This window comes from Bradyrhizobium sp. AZCC 1678, assembly GCF_036924765.1.
Lineage (GTDB): Bacteria > Pseudomonadota > Alphaproteobacteria > Rhizobiales > Xanthobacteraceae > Bradyrhizobium > Bradyrhizobium algeriense.
Map to the genome: position 1 here is coordinate 5,357,079 of NZ_JAZHSE010000001.1, position 17,010 is coordinate 5,374,088.

Annotated in this window: 17 protein-coding genes; 3 read left to right on the forward strand and 14 right to left on the reverse strand. The window is 62.0% G+C overall.

Going from position 1 to position 17,010, the window contains the following annotated elements:
- Positions 1-109: 109 nt before the first annotated feature.
- Positions 110-895, reverse strand: coding sequence for an AraC family transcriptional regulator (locus V1294_RS25640; protein WP_334500999.1), 786 nt, complete (start codon positions 893-895; stop codon positions 110-112).
- 76 nt (positions 896-971) lie between these two features.
- Between V1294_RS25640 and V1294_RS25645 the strand changes: the two genes are divergently transcribed.
- Entirely contained in the window at positions 972-1,394 is a 423-nt protein-coding gene (locus V1294_RS25645) for a nuclear transport factor 2 family protein (RefSeq protein ID WP_334501000.1), read from the forward strand.
- 7 nt (positions 1,395-1,401) lie between these two features.
- Here V1294_RS25645 and V1294_RS25650 read toward each other — a convergent pair whose 3' ends face one another.
- The 12 genes from V1294_RS25650 to V1294_RS25705 all read right to left on the reverse strand — a co-directional run bounded on the left by V1294_RS25650 (position 1,402) and on the right by V1294_RS25705 (position 13,413).
- On the reverse strand, positions 1,402-2,325 hold the full coding sequence (locus V1294_RS25650) for a DMT family transporter (protein ID WP_334501003.1): 924 nt from the start codon (positions 2,323-2,325) through the stop codon (positions 1,402-1,404).
- A 131-nt stretch (positions 2,326-2,456) separates the two neighbouring features.
- Positions 2,457-3,257, reverse strand: coding sequence for an NUDIX hydrolase (locus tag V1294_RS25655; RefSeq protein ID WP_334501005.1), 801 nt, complete (start codon positions 3,255-3,257; stop codon positions 2,457-2,459).
- A gap of 4 nt (positions 3,258-3,261) precedes the next feature.
- Positions 3,262-4,218: a dihydrodipicolinate synthase family protein gene (locus tag V1294_RS25660; protein WP_334501007.1), complete on the reverse strand. Its 957-nt coding sequence runs from the start codon at positions 4,216-4,218 to the stop codon at positions 3,262-3,264.
- 117 nt (positions 4,219-4,335) lie between these two features.
- Entirely contained in the window at positions 4,336-5,217 is an 882-nt protein-coding gene (locus V1294_RS25665; protein ID WP_334479624.1) for an SDR family oxidoreductase, read from the reverse strand.
- Positions 5,218-5,416: 199 nt separating this feature from the next.
- Entirely contained in the window at positions 5,417-6,277 is an 861-nt protein-coding gene (locus V1294_RS25670) for a MaoC/PaaZ C-terminal domain-containing protein (RefSeq protein WP_334501009.1), read from the reverse strand.
- 198 nt (positions 6,278-6,475) lie between these two features.
- A complete protein-coding gene (locus V1294_RS25675) occupies positions 6,476-6,865 on the reverse strand; it encodes a Zn-ribbon domain-containing OB-fold protein (RefSeq protein WP_334501011.1) in 390 nt (129 codons plus the stop codon).
- Positions 6,865-8,013 carry a thiolase domain-containing protein gene (locus V1294_RS25680; protein WP_334501013.1) on the reverse strand — a complete coding sequence of 383 codons (1,149 nt, stop codon included), beginning with the start codon at positions 8,011-8,013 and terminating at the stop codon, positions 6,865-6,867. Before V1294_RS25680 ends, V1294_RS25675 begins: the two co-directional genes overlap by 1 nt.
- A 1,073-nt stretch (positions 8,014-9,086) precedes the next feature.
- Positions 9,087-9,473 (reverse strand): DUF1330 domain-containing protein, encoded by a 387-nt coding sequence (locus V1294_RS25685; RefSeq protein WP_334501015.1) that lies wholly within the window; start codon positions 9,471-9,473, stop codon positions 9,087-9,089.
- A 302-nt stretch (positions 9,474-9,775) separates the two neighbouring features.
- Positions 9,776-10,396, reverse strand: a complete 621-nt coding sequence (locus tag V1294_RS25690) for a hypothetical protein (RefSeq protein ID WP_334501017.1) — start codon at positions 10,394-10,396, stop codon at positions 9,776-9,778.
- A gap of 4 nt (positions 10,397-10,400) precedes the next feature.
- Positions 10,401-12,221: a hypothetical protein gene (locus V1294_RS25695; protein ID WP_334501019.1), complete on the reverse strand. Its 1,821-nt coding sequence runs from the start codon at positions 12,219-12,221 to the stop codon at positions 10,401-10,403.
- A gap of 215 nt (positions 12,222-12,436) precedes the next feature.
- Positions 12,437-12,742 (reverse strand): CorA family divalent cation transporter, encoded by a 306-nt coding sequence (locus V1294_RS25700; RefSeq protein WP_334501021.1) that lies wholly within the window; start codon positions 12,740-12,742, stop codon positions 12,437-12,439.
- Positions 12,643-13,413, reverse strand: coding sequence for a CorA family divalent cation transporter (locus V1294_RS25705; RefSeq protein ID WP_334501023.1), 771 nt, complete (start codon positions 13,411-13,413; stop codon positions 12,643-12,645). The genes V1294_RS25700 and V1294_RS25705 overlap by 100 nt, the downstream gene beginning before the upstream one ends.
- A 918-nt stretch (positions 13,414-14,331) precedes the next feature.
- On the opposite strand from V1294_RS25705, the gene V1294_RS25710 reads away from it, so the two are divergent.
- Positions 14,332-14,964 carry a nucleoside deaminase gene (locus V1294_RS25710; protein ID WP_334501025.1) on the forward strand — a complete coding sequence of 211 codons (633 nt, stop codon included), beginning with the start codon at positions 14,332-14,334 and terminating at the stop codon, positions 14,962-14,964.
- A 246-nt stretch (positions 14,965-15,210) separates the two neighbouring features.
- On the opposite strand, the gene V1294_RS25715 is transcribed toward V1294_RS25710, so the two are convergent.
- The gene (locus V1294_RS25715; RefSeq protein ID WP_334501028.1) at positions 15,211-15,786 is read right to left on the reverse strand and encodes a methyltransferase family protein; all 576 of its coding nucleotides are present in this window, start codon (positions 15,784-15,786) and stop codon (positions 15,211-15,213) included.
- A 483-nt stretch (positions 15,787-16,269) separates the two neighbouring features.
- Between V1294_RS25715 and plsY the strand changes: the two genes are divergently transcribed.
- Positions 16,270-16,956, forward strand: coding sequence for a glycerol-3-phosphate 1-O-acyltransferase PlsY (gene plsY / locus V1294_RS25720; RefSeq protein WP_334501030.1), 687 nt, complete (start codon positions 16,270-16,272; stop codon positions 16,954-16,956).
- Positions 16,957-17,010 lie beyond the last annotated feature (54 nt).

Below are 17,010 nucleotides of genomic sequence, written 5' to 3' on the forward strand. Positions count from 1 at the left end.
GGCCGGCTCCTATCGGGGCGCAATATACGATTTATTTCAGGCCATGGGGAACATGCCGGCCGGTGGTTAATGGCGTTATATAAGTCGAATTCCTCGGGGCTGGCCCGGCTCACAGCCCGGTCACACTTGGGCCCCCCGGGCTCAGCGCCCTCGCCAAATCCGACGGCGTCATGCCGAACATGTCGCGAAAAGCGCTGGAAAAATGCGCCGAGCTGGCAAAGCCGGCGGCGTGGGCCGCTTCCGTAAGCGAGGCGCCCTCGCCGCTGGCGCGAAGCGCCGCGCCCATCCGGTTCCAGATGCGGTAGCGCCGCAGCGGCACCCCGGTCTCCGCCTTGAACAGGTGCAAAAACCGCGATGGCGACAGGCTCGCCCGCGCCGCCAGGGTCGTCAGCCGATGGGCGCGCTGCGGTTCATCCCGCATATGCCGTAGGGCTGCGGCAATGCGCGCGCTGGTTTTCCCGCGCGTCCCCACACCCAGCAGTTCGCCGAGCAATGCGCGTCCCTCCTGCGGCGCGATCCGGCTTTCGGCCAGGCCGGTCATGATTTCGATCACGCCGGACTCCTCCCTGAGGTCGAAGGCGGCCCGTGGCGTTGCGTTCGTCATCCGCACGATCAACGCCTTGAGGTCGCGCCCCAACGGATCGACATAGAGGAATGCCATCCGGCCCCGTTCGATGCGCAAATGATGCAGGCTGTTGGGCAGGATCAGCACGCTGCGGGCTGCGCGATAATGCGCCGTGCGATCCGCCGGATCGTCAGCGACTTCGAGCGGCTCTTCGAGGCCGACGGCAAGGACGGCGGTCGCATTCCGGTGCGGCGTCAGCCCGAAGGCCGGGCCCAGATACAGCACCCGTGCGCCCCACCCGATCAGTTTCGCTGCCGTTATTGCGCGCATAGCCAGTTCTTGAAAGCCCGGATTGTCGGGTGGATCTAATGTCAGGGATGGCAATGATCCCCCGAGATGGACAAGGATGGCAAATAACCGGTCCGAAATCGAGCACCAGGCCGCGATTGAGCGCACACGACTGGTCGTCAGCCGCTACGCGAGCGCATGGCTCGCTGGTGACCACGCAGCGCTTGCCGCCTGTTATCATGACGACTTCACGCTGCACTATTTCGGCCGCAACCCGCTGGCTGACGACCACGCCGGCAAGGCCACAGCGCTCGGCATCCTGGCCGAGGTGACAAGGCGGACCAATCGCAAACTGCTTGCCATCGTCGATGTCATGGCCGGGCCTGAGCGTGGTGCGCTGCTGGTCCGCGAGCGTTTCGAGCGCGACGGCAGGACGGCCGAAGTCGAGCGCCTGCTGGTCTATGCCGTGCGCGATGGACTGCTGTCCGAATGCTGGGTCTACCACCAGGACCAGGCGCAGGTCGACGCCTTCCTGACGTGAAGTCCGTTCAGGCAGCCTCCCCGATCGGTCTCGTCTTCCGCGCCGGAATTGTCATCGCGGCGACGCCGACGACGACACAGGCGAGCCCGATCCAGGCGGTCGAACTCAACTGCTCGCCGAGGAAAACCACGCCCACCGCGACGCCGATCGGCACGCGCAGATAGGCCTGCGCCGTGGCGCCGATCGATCCCAGGGTCTGGATCAGGCGGAAATAGATCACGAAGGCGAGCGCGGTGGAAAACACCGCGAGCGCGAGCAGCGCCAGCATCGAACCGGCCGACGGCTGCAGCGTCCACGGCCGCTCCAGTACCAGGCTCACGGGAATCAGGATCGCCGCGCCGCACAGCAACGATCCCGCCGCGGGGACAATCGGATCGAGATCCCTGAACCCCCGGCCGAGGATGGCGGCGCCTGCGTAAGCGATGGCGGCAAGCACCATCGCGAGCTGGGCCGTCAGTTCCTCGCCGAAGCCGGACAGCGCCTGCATCCCGACGATCAGGCAGATGCCGGCCATCCCGGCGAGGACGCCGAGCAGCTTCCGTGACGTCACCGCCTCATGGCGCGTGATGGCGAGCGTCAGGAAAAACGTGAATATCGGCGCCGTGGAGTTGAGGATGGTTGCCACCCCCGCATCCAGCGTCCGCGATCCCCAGGCAACCATCGTCCACGGGATGACGCTGTTGAGGCAGGCCTGGAACAGGAAGCGCCGCCAGGTCGTGGCATCGACGGGCATTCTCACGCCGCGCCAGCGCATGATGGCCAGCAACAGCAATCCGGCAATCAGCGTGCGGCACGCGATCAGGGTGATCGGCGGGATGGTCGCAACGCCGATCCGGATGAAGGTGTAGGACGCCCCCCACAGCGTCGCGAGCGCAAGCAGCAGCGCCAGTTCGGCCGCCGCGCTGGCGCGCTTGGGATGGCTATCGCCCATGTCCGTCCTTTCCCGGTCTCGATCAATTCCGGGACGGACATTACAGCCGGACGCCCGTCGATACTTCGTTATGCGCCGAAGTGTGGATGCAGCTTTCGCCCACGGCGGGGGCGTCGCGCGCGACGGACGCGTCAGCCGACCGAGCCGACCTCGAACACCTCGCCGTCGTAACCGGCTTCGAGGGGAATCCGGAGCTGGCGGCCGCCATTGTTCCGGGTCATGACAGGCGTCACGGTGACGACGGATTTGCCTCTGGAGTCGTCGAGTGCTGCCTTTACGCTCGCCTGCTTGCCGAGCTTGATCAGGTTGCGCGTGGTCGGGAACGGCAGCTTAAAGCGCCCGCTCTCGCCGCCCTCCAGCGCCTCGCGCGGCGAGACCCAGATCGAATCGGTGGATTCCTTGCCGTCATGGGCGCCGACCTGTTCCGGCGGTGCGGCGGCGAGGAAGAACCAGGTGTCGAACCGCTTGGGCATTCCCTCCGGCGTGATCCAGTGCGCATAGGGCACGAGTTCGTCGAGCGCCAGCACCATGCCGTTATCGGAGAGCACCTTGAGGAAAGCGATCTTGCCGTCGCAGAGGTCGGCGCGATGCGCCGCCTCGATTTCGCTCGCGCGCTTGGCGTCGACCAGCGCCTTAGACCCCTTCGGCCGCGCCAAAAGGATACCGCTCTCCTCAAAGGTTTCGCGGATCGCGGCGATGCGGAAACTCAAGGTGGCCTCGTCGAGCCCCTCACCGCCCGAGTACAGCGCCGGCGTCGCGATGATCTCCTTGTCGCCCTTGTCGACGCTGCCGCCGGGGAACACCAGCGCGCCGGAATTGAAGTCGATTTCATAATGGCGAACCATCATGAAGACCTCGACCTCCTTGGCGGCAGCGCTGTCGCGCAGCAGCAGGATGGTGGATGCGGGACGCGGGGCGACGGCTTCGGCCATTGGACTAGCCCGCCGCGCTGGATTGCGGTTGCAGGTTGGCGCGGCGGTCGACGCGCGCCACCCGCGACAACAGATACTCGACCTCGGCCTTTGCGGTTGCCGTAATCGTCGCGCCGGGCTTGCGCTGCGCGCTGGACGAAATGATGCCGCGCTTCTGCAGCACGTATTTGCGCACCGCGAGACCCGCGCCGGGCTGCTGCTCGTAACGGATCAGCGGCAGATGGGCGTCGAACAGGTCGTGCGCGGCATCGCGCTTGCCGGCCTTCGACAGTTTTACGACGTCGATCAGCAATTCCGGGAAAGCGTAACCGGTCATGGCACCGTCGGCGCCGCGCTCCATTTCGAAATCGAGGAACAGTCCGCCATTGCCTACGAGAATTGAAAGCGGCCGCAGCGAGCCGTCTTTCTGATAGCCGCGCAGCGTGGAGATCTTCTCCAGGCCGGGCCAGTCCTCATGCTTGAGCATCACGCAGGACGGCGAGTCCATAACGATCTTGCGGATCACGGCCGGCGTGAAGATGACGTTGAGCGTCAGCGGATAGTCCTGCAGCACCCAGGGAATCTCGTCGCCGATCGCTTCCTGCGCCTGCTTGAAATAGCCCGTGATCTGGTCGTCGGTGCGCAAGTTCGGCGGCGGCGCGATCATCACGCCGGCCGCGCCCGCATCCATCGACGCTTTCGCCAGCGAGCGCATCGAAGCAAATCCCGGCGCCGAGACGCCGACGATGATCTGCATGTTCTTGGCGCGCTTGACGAAGCGAACCGCCACCTGCTCGGCTTCCGCCGCATCGAGCTTCGGCGCCTCGCCCAGAATGCCGAGCACGGTGACGCCGTCGCAGCCGACTTCGGCGTAGAAGTCGGTCAGCCGATCGATGGATTTCTCGTCGATGCGGCCGTCATCGTGGAACGGGGTCGGCGCGATGGCGAAGGTGCCGGCGGCCTGGGCGGTGAGTTTGGTCATCGAGTGCCTCTATCCTTTTCGTCATTCCGGGGCGCGAAGCGAACCCGGAATCTCGAGATTCTCAGGTGCGCAATTGCGCACCATAGTTCGATGCTTCGCATCGCCCCGGAACGACATTTACTTGAATCGCCGCGCCGACTTCTTGATATCCTCCTCGGAGAAGAAGATGTCCTTGGCGTGGGTAACGATATCCTCAGCCTTCCACCCCGTAAACGGCGGCGTCCAGCCTTCCATTTCCATCATCCGCATCTCCCGCACGCCGCGCGGGCCGGAGACGCCGAGCACCTTGCCGGTCTGGTCGCCCGACAAATCGCTGACCATGTATAGCACGGCCGGCGCGATGCCGTCCGGGCCCAGCGCCGCGCCGGGGTTCTCCTTATAGCGCGGCAGGTCGGCGGTCATGCGGGTCAGCGCGCCCGGGGCCAGCGTCCAGATCCGGATGTTGTATTTGCGGCCCTCGATCGCCAGCACGTTCGACAGTCCCCAGATACCGCCCTTGGCGGCGCCGTAATTGGTCTGGCCGAAATTGCCGATCAGGCCCGAGGTCGAGGACGTGTTGACGATGACGCCGCCGCCGTTCTCGCGCATCCATTTGAACACCGGCTGGGTGCAGCAGAAGGTGCCTTTGAGGTGCACCTTGATCACCCTGTCCCAGTTGGCCTCCTTGGCTTTTGCAAATGTCTCGTCGAGCAGGATGCCGGCGTTATTCACCAGAATGTCAGCGCGGCCGAAATTCTTGATGGCGTCCTCGAACACGGATTGTCCGCCTGCGATGGTCGAGATGTCGGATCCGTTGGCGACGGCACGGCCGCCCTCTTCCTTGATCGCGTTGACCACCTTCTGCGCCATCGACACGTCGGCGCCGGAACCGTCGCGGGGACCGCCGAGGTCGTTGACCACGACCGCCGCGCCCTCGCGCGCGAACAGCTTTGCGTAGGCCTCACCGAGCCCGCCGCCCGCGCCGGTGATGATCGCGACCTTGCCGTCGAGTAGTCCCATGGTGTTTCTCCCTTATTGCTTTCTTCCTTAACCTCGCCCCGCTTGCGGGGAGAGGTCGGATCGCCCTTGCGATCCGGGTGAGGGGGTACAGGTCTAACCAGCAACACCAGACTCGCGGATAGTCCCCTCACCCCAACCCTCTAAGAGCGAGCTTCGCTCGTCTCGACCCCGCGAAGAGCGGGGCGAGGGAGCGCACCGTCTAACCCAGCACCGTCTTGCCGCTCTTGATCACGGTGACGCCTCTCGCCTTCACCTTGGCCTCGAACGAGACGACGTTGCCGTCCTTCCACAATTCCATCGTCACGGTCTCGCCGGGAAACACCGGCGAGGAAAAGCGCGCGACGTGTTGCTTGAAGGCGGACGGATCGTAATCGGCATAGGTCTGCAGCACGCCGCGGCAGGTGATGCCGTAGGTGCACATGCCGTGCAGAATCGGCCTCGGAAAGCCGGCCTTCTTCGCAAACTCCGGATCCGAGTGCAGCGGGTTGCGGTCGCCGCAGAGGCGATAGACCAGCGCCTGGTCCGGCCGCGTCGTGATGTCGACGATCTTGTCGGGCGCGCGGCTCGGCACCTTGTGCGGCTCGGGTTGGCCTTCGGACGGCCCGCCAAAGCCGCCGTCGCCGCGCGCGAAACGCGAGGCAACCAGCGTGGCGAGCTTCTCGCCGTTCTCATCCTTCAGCACGGTCTGGTGCCGGATGACGGCGCCCTTGTCCTTGCCCTTGTCGAAGACGTCGAGCACGGCCGAGTCGGCCGTGATCTTGGCCGCGCCCGGCAGCGGCTTGTGGAAGGTGATGTCGCGCTCGCCGTCGACCACCATCACGCGGTTGAGATTCATCTCGCCGGGTCCTGACCCCCACGCCGCTACCGAGGCGAAGGTCGGTACGACCTTGAGGGGACGCGGGGTGAAGGTGCCTTCGTTGACGTAAGCGAGTTCGTTCTCGTCCATGGGGTCGGCGCCCATGCCGATACCGTAGGCGTAGAGCATCACCTCACGGTCGGTATAGGCATATTTCTGGCCGAGATTTTTCAGGGCCATGAGCTGTTCGTAATTGATCGGCATCTAGTAGTTCCTCTCCCGAACTTTCTTCTTCAGCGGCGCCAATTGCAGCGCCCTCTCCCCTTGTGGGAGAGGGCGTCACCGGCAGCAGCCACAAACTCGCTTGGGTGAGGGGTTGGCTCCGCAAGCACAGTGCTCGCGGTGAGAACCCCTCATCCGGCGCTTCGCGCCACCTTCTCCCACAGGGGGAGAAGGTACTTCTTAGGCTGCCGTGAAGAACGGCAATGGCGCGCCGTCGGTCGGCTTGAACACCACTCTCACCTTCTGGCCGATCTTCAGCTTATCAAGATCGCAGTCGACAATGTTGGTCTGCAGCGACGGGCCTTCCTTCAGCGTGACATAGGCGATCGCGTACGGGCCGGTCGGCGATTTGCGCATCAGGCTGTAGGTGTAGATCGTGGCTTCACCCGAGCTTTCTTCCCACACCGTCTTGTCGGAGAAGCAGAACGGGCAGATCGAGCGCGGGAAGTAATGCGGCTCGCCGCAGGCGGTGCAGCGCTTGATCATGAACTTGCCGGCCTTGGCCGCTTCCCAGAACTGCGCGGTCTCGGGATTGGTCACCGGCGCCGGATATTTTTTCGTTTCAGCCATCACACGCGCTCCAGAATGCAGGTTGAGGCGGCGTGACGCACGCCGAGAAGTCCGCCGGTGCCATGGGCGATTGCGAGGTCGCAATTCGGCAGCTGCACCTTCGGATGGGCTTCGCCGCGCAACTGGCGGACCGCCTCAAGAATTTTGGTCATGCCGCCGCGGTTGACCGGGTGATTGCTGCAGAGGCCGCCGCCGTCGGTGTTGAACGGCAGCTTGCCGACGCCCGAAATCAGATTGCCGTCGGAGACGAACTTGCCACCCTCGCCCTTCTTGCAGAAGCCGAGGTCTTCGAGCTGCATCAAAACCGTGATGGTGAAGCTGTCATAGATCGAGGCGTACTTGATGTCCTTTGGCGTGATGCCCGCTTCCTCGAAGGCGCGCGGGCCGGACCAGACGCCGGCGGAATAAGTCAGATCGAGATCCTTGCCGCCGCGCGGGCCCTTCATCGCTTCGCCATGGCCGATCAGCCGCACCAGCGGCTTCTTCAGGCTCTTCGCGATCTCCGGCGTCGTCACGATCATCGCGCCGCCGCCATCGGTGACGACGCAGCAATCCATGCGGTGCAGTGGGTCCGAGATCATCGGCGAGTTGATGACGTCCTCGACGGTGACGACCTCTTTCAACATCGCGTGCGGGTTGTACTGGGCGTGATGGGAAGCCGCGACCTTGATCCAGGCGAGCTGTTCGCTGGTGGTGCCGTAGTCGTGCATATGGCGCATGGCACACATGCCGTAGGCATTGTGGGTGGTGGCCCCATAGGCCGCCTCGAAATCGGCTTCCGCGCCTGCGGCGCGCGGCGGCATCACCCCGGTGCGCGGCTTGCCGGCGAGCGTGACCAGCGCGATCGAGCATTTGCCCGCCGCGATCGCCTCTGCGGCGTGGCCGAGATGGATCAAATAGGAACAGCCGCCGGTCTCGGTGGAATCGACGTGACGCACCTTCAATCCGAGATAATCGACCATCGGCCAAAGCCCGCCCGGGGCGTCGCCGGCGCAGAAATAGCCGTCGATGTCGGCCTTGGTGAGCCCGGCATCTTCGATCGCGCCCTTGGCGACCTCGGCATGCAACTGCGCAGTTGATTTATCGGGTGCGTGCCGGGTGGGATGCTCGTAGATCCCGGCAATGTAGGCTTTGCCCTTGATGGTCAAATCGTTCTCCGTTGGCGTTTCTTCTTCCTGGTTTTTTTCTGGCCTGTCGCCGCTCCCTTGGCAAGCGCCGAAATATTCCGCCGGGCGAGACGGTAGCGACTGGACTCAAGTCGGGATGATTATCGACGGAAATCGTATCAAGTCGTGAGAGGCGGATATGCCGGTACGCTCTCGCGGCGCAGCGCGCCCGAGTTGTACCTGATCGCTTGCCCCCTCAGGGATGAGAGGGCGCAGGGAAGACCGGGTGCGCGCTGCACCCGCGGTCTCGTGTGCAATATGCACGAAGAAGTGCGCACACGGGCATACAGGTCCAGCGGAGAGCATCCGGCCTTCCCTGCGCAATGGCTTGACGGCTTATGGCGCGCTCTTCCCGGAGACGAATTCCCGTTGCCTCCGTCGCTGCCGGATTGACGGCCGATCGAACCCGGTTGGATTCGATCAGCCTCCGCCAGCTTGACACCAGCCACGGGTGCCAGAACCACACGCTTTTGCCGTACGCAATAACGCCGCTCGTCCTGCGCGGATCAATCGCTCACAGCCTCAAGACCAAGCTCAAGGCCGCCCTGCAATGCCTCGCGCGCGCAACGCCATCGCGTCCACCGCAACCCGCACTCCACGTATCGTGACGACGCGTACGCCCCTCTTCGATGAGGCGGGATGGCGCGAAGATGGAGCTGATTTGGGGGAAATGAGAAGCGGAATATTTTCAATGCGCAATCTGGACGACCCAAATCACGTTGAATTGGCTGGTGAAATTCGTGCTTTGGCGCAGCGCTTTTCATGGGCTTGGGTTAGCGGGTCGGGCTGTCGCGCACCCGAAACGCTTACTGATTTGCCCGTCCGGCGACCGGCAAGAGCGATGCCTTCAATGGGAAACCGAACAACAGCACTTCCGAAATTACCCCCGTCATCGGACATGAAGCAGACATGCCAAGATCGACGCGAATGACTCATCTCCGACATCACCTCGCCCGCAGGCCCTCACAGAACCGCTCCTGCCCTTTGGTGGCGCGGAAGGAAGAAGGCCGCCAGCTAAGGCGGCCTTCAATCCGGCACGCCCGTTGTCCGAATAGCTATTGAGGTACCCCCTCAACGGCGTAGCTGCGGAACTTCGCCATGCTGTTGCGGAGCGGCAAGAGGTCTTTGAAGGCCGCCGAATCGCGATACGCTTGGATTTTCTCAACGCTATCCCACTGTTGGATAACAACGCGTGCTTTCGGCGGCTCTCCTTCGATTGTCGTGGTCTTACCTCCGGCGGCAAGGAACTTGCCGCCAGCAGCTTTGATGGCGGCCTGAGCCTTCGGGACGTAGTCCTTCACGTAGGCCTCCATGTTCGAGGGCTCGATTTCAACGACTTGGTATACCGGTGGCTTAGCCTGGGCATGGAGTCCTTCAACCGCGACTGCACCGAGTCCGAAGCCCGCCAGCATCGCTAATGTCACTGAATGGTGAGTCTTCATGACGTTTCTCCCTTGTCACTGCGAAAAGGTCGTGCTGGCTCGCACGACCGTGCGATTGCGAAAAGGCACCGGCTAAAAGATCGTCGGTCTATTGAAGTGCGACGCCTGCCGACAGCATCGACGCTGCCAATACGAAACGGGGACTTCGGCACGCCCCAGTGGCAGCTCGCGGACTAACTCGATGTCCGTCCACTCAGCCTATAACGTCGGCCGGGTTGTCGGAAGAGTACAGGACAGACTAGGCCCTCGCGTTCCAGTCTCTCTCGCTGAAAGGCGTGGCGCGGCCGGCCGATGAATCGATCTCAGTGCCCGGCCAGCGTCTTGTACGCGGCGATGGCGCGCTTGAGGTCGTCGTATTCTTCGCAGGGAAGCAGGCAAAGATTTTCCAATGCCACCAACAATTGCTGTGCCTTGGCCGGTTCGCCCAGTACCAAATAAGCTTCACCGAGATGCTCATGCGCGCTGCGGTGGCGGGCATTCAACAGCAGTGCTTTCTGATAATGGCCAATCGCTGGCCCCATCTGACGCATCCGCCGATAGGCGTAGCCGATGTAGTTCTGGATATCGGCATTGGTCGGGTCACGCAGTGCCGCGAGTTCGAACGCCGCGATTGCGCCACTCCAATTCTCTGCGCGCAGCGCCTTTTTGCCAGCCTTGAAATCGGGATCGAGTTGGGCCCAGTCGGCGTCCGGTGCAACGGAGGCCATGGAGGTGCAGATCGGCCAGGCTTCGGCCGTGGCGGCGGTCTCAACCGGACGGTCGCGTACGCCGACCAGCGGTGCGATCGCGGTCCGCCAGCCCGGCGTTATGATATGGGCGGCCACGCCGCTCACGAGCACGCCGAGCATCATTGCCAATGCGACTGCGCGGATCATCGCTGTCTTCTCGAACTGATGGCTGCCGGGCGCCGGGCCGGCAGCCAAGGGACTATTTTCGCGCACTACCTATCGTGTCATCCTGGCGCGCATATGCCCGGGCCACACGGATTTCCTGCCGCTCCGTATCGGCATTGCTGGCGAGGTTCACCAGCTTGTCAAAGTAGTCGGACGCCTTTTGACGATCACCGGCGCTGTCGGCGGAGCGGGCGGCTCCCCAGAATGCGCGGAAGCGGTTGGGCGTCTGCTTGAGAGCGGTCTCGAACTCGTTCAGGGCCGCGGCGGGCTGGCCCGTCTCAAGGAGTAGTTCGCCAAGCAATTCGCGGAACGGATAGAGACGATTCTCCATCGCCACATGCTTGACGCTGCCATCTTCGCCATCGGCGGCGGCGCGCATGAACCGCTGCGCCTGATCGGTCGCGCCTTCCTTCAGTGCGATCCAGGCCAAAACGGCAAGCATCTGCTCCTCGGTCCGGTCCGCCCAGTAGGACTGGTCGGCGCGCTGCAGTGTCGTTTGCAACGCCTTCATTGCTTCGATCTCTGCTTTGGCGCCCGAGAGATCGCCGGTGCGCGCCATGCCCAGACCGCGTGTAAAGCGGACCAACGAATCCGCCATGGGATATTGGGTGGCGGTTATCGGCAACGCGGCAGCGCCGGCCCAATCCGCCCGTTCCAGGACGTAACGCGCCGGCATCGCGGCCTTGGCGGTAAAATGAACGAAGTTGATCGGACGATCGCCGCGGTCGGCGGTGGCGAGCGACTTCTTGATCATCGCCTCGGCCTTGGCATCCTGCGCGAGTTGCAGATGGGCGTAGACCGAAAAATCCGACGCGTGATAGTAGTCGGGCTGGATCTCGAGCGACGACGCGTTCGAGGCGATGGATTCTTCCCAAAGCCCGACCATCGAGTAGATATGCGACGGCATGTGCCGGGCGTGTGGCACGGCCGGCGCAATGCCGGCATAGCGCCGCGCCGACGCGATTCCCTTCTCGGCAAGCGGCGCGAAGTCGTAGGCGTGGATGAGGTAGTGCGTCACGCCTGGATGCTGCGGATTCTGCTCGAAGAGTTTCTCCAACAGCGCCGCCGACCTGATCTGATTGGCGTAGGTGAGATCGCTCTTCGGTGCCGAGGCTTGAAGCGTCAGCGCGTAATAGACCTGCGCCTCGTAGTCATCAGGATAGGTTTGCGCCACCCTCTCCATCGCGGCACTATAGGCTGCCAGTCGGGCATCCACGGCCACCTTGTCATGATCGCGGAAATAGACGCCAAGGGCATCGATCCAATCGCGCTCCCGCTGCGTCTTCGCACCCGTTGCCTGCGCTTTTTCGATTGCTTCCCAACCCGCCTGGGCCTCGGCTCGCGTCGGCGTAGTGGCAAGGGTGTTACCGAGGCGATCCATCGCCACGCCCCAATACGCCATGGCGCAAGTGGGGTCCTGCTTCAGGATCTCTTCGAATTTGCGGCGGGCAATCAAGAACCAGTACGAATGGAGCATGGCGACGCCGCGGTCGAACTCGACTTGCACAGCTGGGTCGCAGGAGGTAGCGAAGGTTACCTTACCGAGCTTGTCGTCTTGCTGGCCGATTGCGCCGCTGATGAGCGCCGCACTGATCAGGCCGGCGGCAAATAAGGTTCGTCCCGATTTCGCGTTCATCGTGAGTCTCCTCTGGGCCTTGCGAGTGATCGTCCGTAAGCTTGAGTGATCAGATACCTCTCTGTCCCTCATTCTCCAGTTTCGACCTATTGCCCTGTGTCCGTGCGTTACACGCACCGGCCACTGCGCGGCACTTGCGCGTGCAACCAGTCTTGAATGAATGTGCGATGCTTGCTGTTGAAGGCACCGACGTCGCCCCCAATCACAGGATTTCGGCACGTCTATCTGGCGCTGATCGACCGAAGTCTAACTCTCTTTCCACGCCCTCGAAAGAGCGGAGAGTTGAGTAGCGGAATGTGCACAAAGGCGGGCATTTGACCGCAGCTTTGGATCCATAGGTTCCGCGCCGGGGTGGGCGGAGCGAAGCGTGCCAGCCGGGGCGATGCCTGCTTCGCGGGCATGACGGCAGAGGCTCGTGTCACACCATGATCGGCCTACAGCGCCTTGGTCCGCCTGAGCAGCCACCAGGTCAGTCCTCCCGCGGCGATCACCAGCAGCAGCGCGTACCAGGTGCCGCCGTCGCCGCTCTGGAACGGCATGTCCTTGGTGTTCATGCCGAAGAAGCCGGTGACCAGCGTCGAAGGCAGCATGCACGCGGTCAGGACCGACAGCGTGAACAGGCGGCGGTTGGTGATCGCGGTCATGCGGCCGGCGATCTCGTCCTGCAGCAGCCGCGCGCGCTCATAGACCGCGCTGAACTCGTAGTCGAGCGCGTCGAACTTCTGCGCAAGCTTGCGCATCGCCGACAGCAGGGTTTCGGATTCGACGTCGTCTCCAGGCGGTGAAACAGCGCCCGGATCTGCGAGAGCTGCCGCCGCGTGCGGATTGCTTGCAGGCGCACGCGGCCGAGCCGCAATCGCTCTTCGTCGATCTCGTCGTGCAGCACATGATCCTCGACGATGTCGAGCTCGTCGCCGAGGCCCGCCGAATAGCGTCCGATCACATCGGCGAACTGGTCGACGATCGCATCGAACAGCGACACCGGCGTGGGAAACTTGCGGCCGCTATCGATCGCACGCCGTGTCAGCTCGATCGCGCGCAGCGGCTTGCGCCGGGCGGTGATCATCAGCCTTGACGAGATCGCAAAGTGCACCCGCAGGAGATCGTCGCCCTCCTGCATGAACTGCTGATGCAAGTCGGGCAAAACGCCGGCGATCTCTTCATTGAAGATATCGAGGCGGATATGCTCGTCGGCATCGAGCAGGGTCTCACGCGCGACATCGGACAGCGACGCACTCCTGGCGAGCCAGTCGTGGCAGCGACGGTTGGCCAGGTTGAAATGCAGCCACAGCCAGCCGTGCGGATCGGCGAGTTCCGCATCGAGGTTGGCGACGTCGAGCTTCGTCGCGGAGCCGTCGCTCGCGAAGCGATAGGCGGAGATGATGCCGATGTCGGCGAGGGGCTGGTCCATCCGCTAACCCGTTGCTGGTGAGAAGCGGGCCATGCGTCAACGCAGTGACAAGCTGATGGCGACTACACCCCATCGAAGCTCTGGAGACAAGCTTTTGATTCAATTGAGCAGTTCATCGGGCGTGCGGTCGCTGATCTTTCTGAAATTGGATCGCAAGCCGTTGCATAGCTCCCCGGCCAGATCTGCAATTCTCGCCATACAGTGGGGTATTGCCCCAAAGGGCAATGCGCCTCCTACGATGTTTTGGTAGGCTAGAGCAGCCTGACAAGGACTCGTCGTGTCTGAACCTCAAAAGTAACGTCAGGCCGTCGCTTCGGGCCGGCGTTGAACGTGCCCGATTGAACCGCTGCGCTGGTCGAAGGCGTCGTCAGCCGCATCTGAACGACAACGCGAAGGAGCCGACAACTTGACTTAAATGGAGCACCCGAATGACACACATAATGCGAGCGTGTTCAGTACTCATTGCGGTCACGCTAGGCTTGGTAGCAGTAGCGACGCCGGCACCTGCCCAGAACCAATGCGTGGTGTCGGGATCACCGCCAGCAGGCTGGGGCTTTAACTCGATCGGCTATATCATGATCGCTTCCAGGGGCAGTTGTTTGTTTACCATCAATATTTCGGGCGAAATATTGAGTTCGAGAGTTTCACAAAGACCGGCGCACGGGAAGTTGCAAAGGCTCAACAGGTCCTCTTACGTATACACATCGCAGGCAGGATATAGAGGCAGCGATGCTTTCTCCGTTCAAGCGACAGGCAAGAGTCCGACCAGTTCCGGCACGTCAGTAGCTACCGTTAACGCAACCATACAATAGTCGTTCTAACCCTCCGTCAGGATGATCGCCCGCTGTGCGAACCATAGCGGGTGGTAAAGCGGCGCCGATGTGCTGCAAAAGTCAGTGCCATAACCAAGTCAGTGCCATGAACAAGCATGATTCAGAAGCATTCGATATAGCAATGATGCGCCGCTGCGTTGCTCTGGCACAATCCGCGAGTTCAAGGAGGGAATACCCGTTTGCAGCCGTCATCGGACGACGAGGCGAATTCATTTGCGAATCGTTCAATATGGTCAGAAACGAACGAGACGTTACGCGGCACGCTGAGATGGTCGCGATTTCTTCAGCTCAGAAAAAATTAGGGTCAACGAGCCTTGATGAGTGCACGATCTATTCAACTATTGAGCCCTGCGCGATGTGTTCTTACGCCATCCGGGAAAGCAGGATCGGCAGAGTGATATTCGGCCTGCGATCCCCGGTAATGGGCGGTAACTCACGATGGAATATTCTAACCGATGCCGGTTTGTCCTCAACATTGCCGGAGGTGTTTGCTTCCCCGCCCGATGTCGTGTCAGGATGTCTGCACGACGAAGTTCAGAAGGTTTTTCAGAAGCGGAATCCGTTCATTTGGGAATTCGTGAAAGCTCGAAGGATATTTGTAGATGGCTCCGGAGATGATCTCGCCGGGACTTTAAAAGGCAAGATACGAATTGGGCGCGGCTCGCGCCTTGCAACTTGGGCAAGGGTTTTAGTTGTTGATCGCCTTTGGCGCGGTTAGGATTCTTCACATCCGCTGATGACTCTGAATTGGTTTGTTGGGTCTGTCCCTCTTGGATTGTTGTCTCCGACGCGGCTCTTAGCGCGCCTCAAGGGCGGCATAGGCTACGCATGAATGGGAACTTCGCCGTCGCTGCGGCTTCGAGATATCCATAGTCCGGAGGTCAGGCAGAAGGTCACGGGCCGAGGTTCGCGATTATTCTTTGCCGCATCGCGTAACAGTTAATCGACACGTCGTGGGCAGGGTCTAGAGAAGGTACGGGATGATCATCTTGGTTCGCTGTCGATAGACCTCGAAGCGCTCGCCAAATGTACGGCTGAGCAGTTTCTCCTCCGCGCGGGCGCGCCAGGCCAAGGTCGGGACGATCCCCGACAGCGCAATAAAGAGAGCCGGCCAGCTGCCGAAGGCGAGCGCTTCGCCCATGACGAGCAGTGCAAGGCCCAGATAGATGGGGTGTCGCACGAGGCGATAAGGGCCGGTTGTGACGAGGCCGGTGCTCTGATCTGCTTTGGGCGCGAAGCTCCAAGCGGCACCGAGCTCGGCCCGGCATCTGACGACGAGAGCGGCGCCCACTAGCGCAAGAAGGGACCCTGACAGCGCCAGCAGCAGTGCCGTGAAACCGGCGGGGCTGCTGGAAAAGATCAGAAGCGAAAGGAAGAACAGGCCGAAAGCAGTGAGGTTCGCCACCAGCGGTGCTCGGTCGCCACGATCCTGACGTGCTCGCGTCTTGGCTTGTCCGCGAGACCAGCTGACTGTCAACAATGTGAGTCCCGCAAAGGCGAGCAGGGCGACGATACGCAGGACGATGGTCAGTGTTAACATTTCTTAGGCGCCGAGTCGCATCAGATAGAGCGCGATGGGTAGCAGTAGTATGGAGAGCACATAGCTCACCGCAAGGGCAGCGACCGGCCGGTTCCAAGCATTCTTCGGAATGAATATCATTCCGCCCTTCTCAAAAGGGTGTCTAGCATTGTTCAGCGTGAAAATTCCGCTGCCTTTCATAGGATAGAAGGCTCGTCCATCCGCAAGTGTCGGTGGATCGGAATGCCCCCACCGACCGGCACCTGCCGGGACCCAAGGTGAGAGTTGTCGGAGCCTATGGCGGGGCAGACCTTGATGCAGTGCGTAGGTGGGCAAAGCGAAGCGTGCCCACCGTTGACGCCGCGAATGTTGATAGATGGTGGGCACGGCGTTTGCGCCTTTGCCCACCCTACGGACTGAATCCGTCTACAATGACTCAGGACGATCAAAAAGGTAGACGACCAAATGATGATCGCCTGAAATCAGAGCGTCGAGGTGAATCCCATGGTTTTCTGGATAGCGAGCGTGGTTGGATTGGCGATCGCCTATCTCTTCGGTTCTACGCCCACGGGCTATCTGGCGGGGAAACTGCTCAAGGGCATCGATATCCGGGAGCATGGCTCCAAGTCCATTGGAGCAACGAACGTATTGCGGACCCTGGGGAAATGGCCTGCGTTGGTGGTGCTCCTGGTAGATGTGCTGAAAGGTGCGGCGGCGATCGTCTTTGCCCGCTGGTTTTATCCCTGGTTCTATGCATTGCCGTCCGTCACGCCACCGGCAGCGCTTGATCTGCAAACCTGGGTGCCATGGGCTGTTTGCCTGGCCGGACTTGCCGTGTTGATGGGGCATGGCCGTTCGATTTGGTTGAATTTTACAGGCGGCAAATCCGCTGCGACGGGGCTCGGCGTGTTGCTGGCGATGTCCTGGCCGGTAGGTTTGGGTGCTGCGACGGTTTTTGGCGTTGTGCTGGTTATTTTTCGGATTGTTTCCCTTGGTTCGATGCTGGCGGCGTTGACGGCGATCGCCCTCGTCTGGGCCTTGGAGCAGCCGACGCCCTATCGGTTACTGGTGATGGCAGGTGGCATTTACGTGATTGCGCGCCATCGTGCCAACATTCAGCGGCTACTGGCTGGGACAGAGCCACGCCTGGGGCAAAGCAGCCCAGAAGCGAAAATGGAATCGCAAATTTAGAATCGTGGGGTGGGCAAAGCGAAGCGTGCCCACCATTGCGAGCGGAATGCTTGA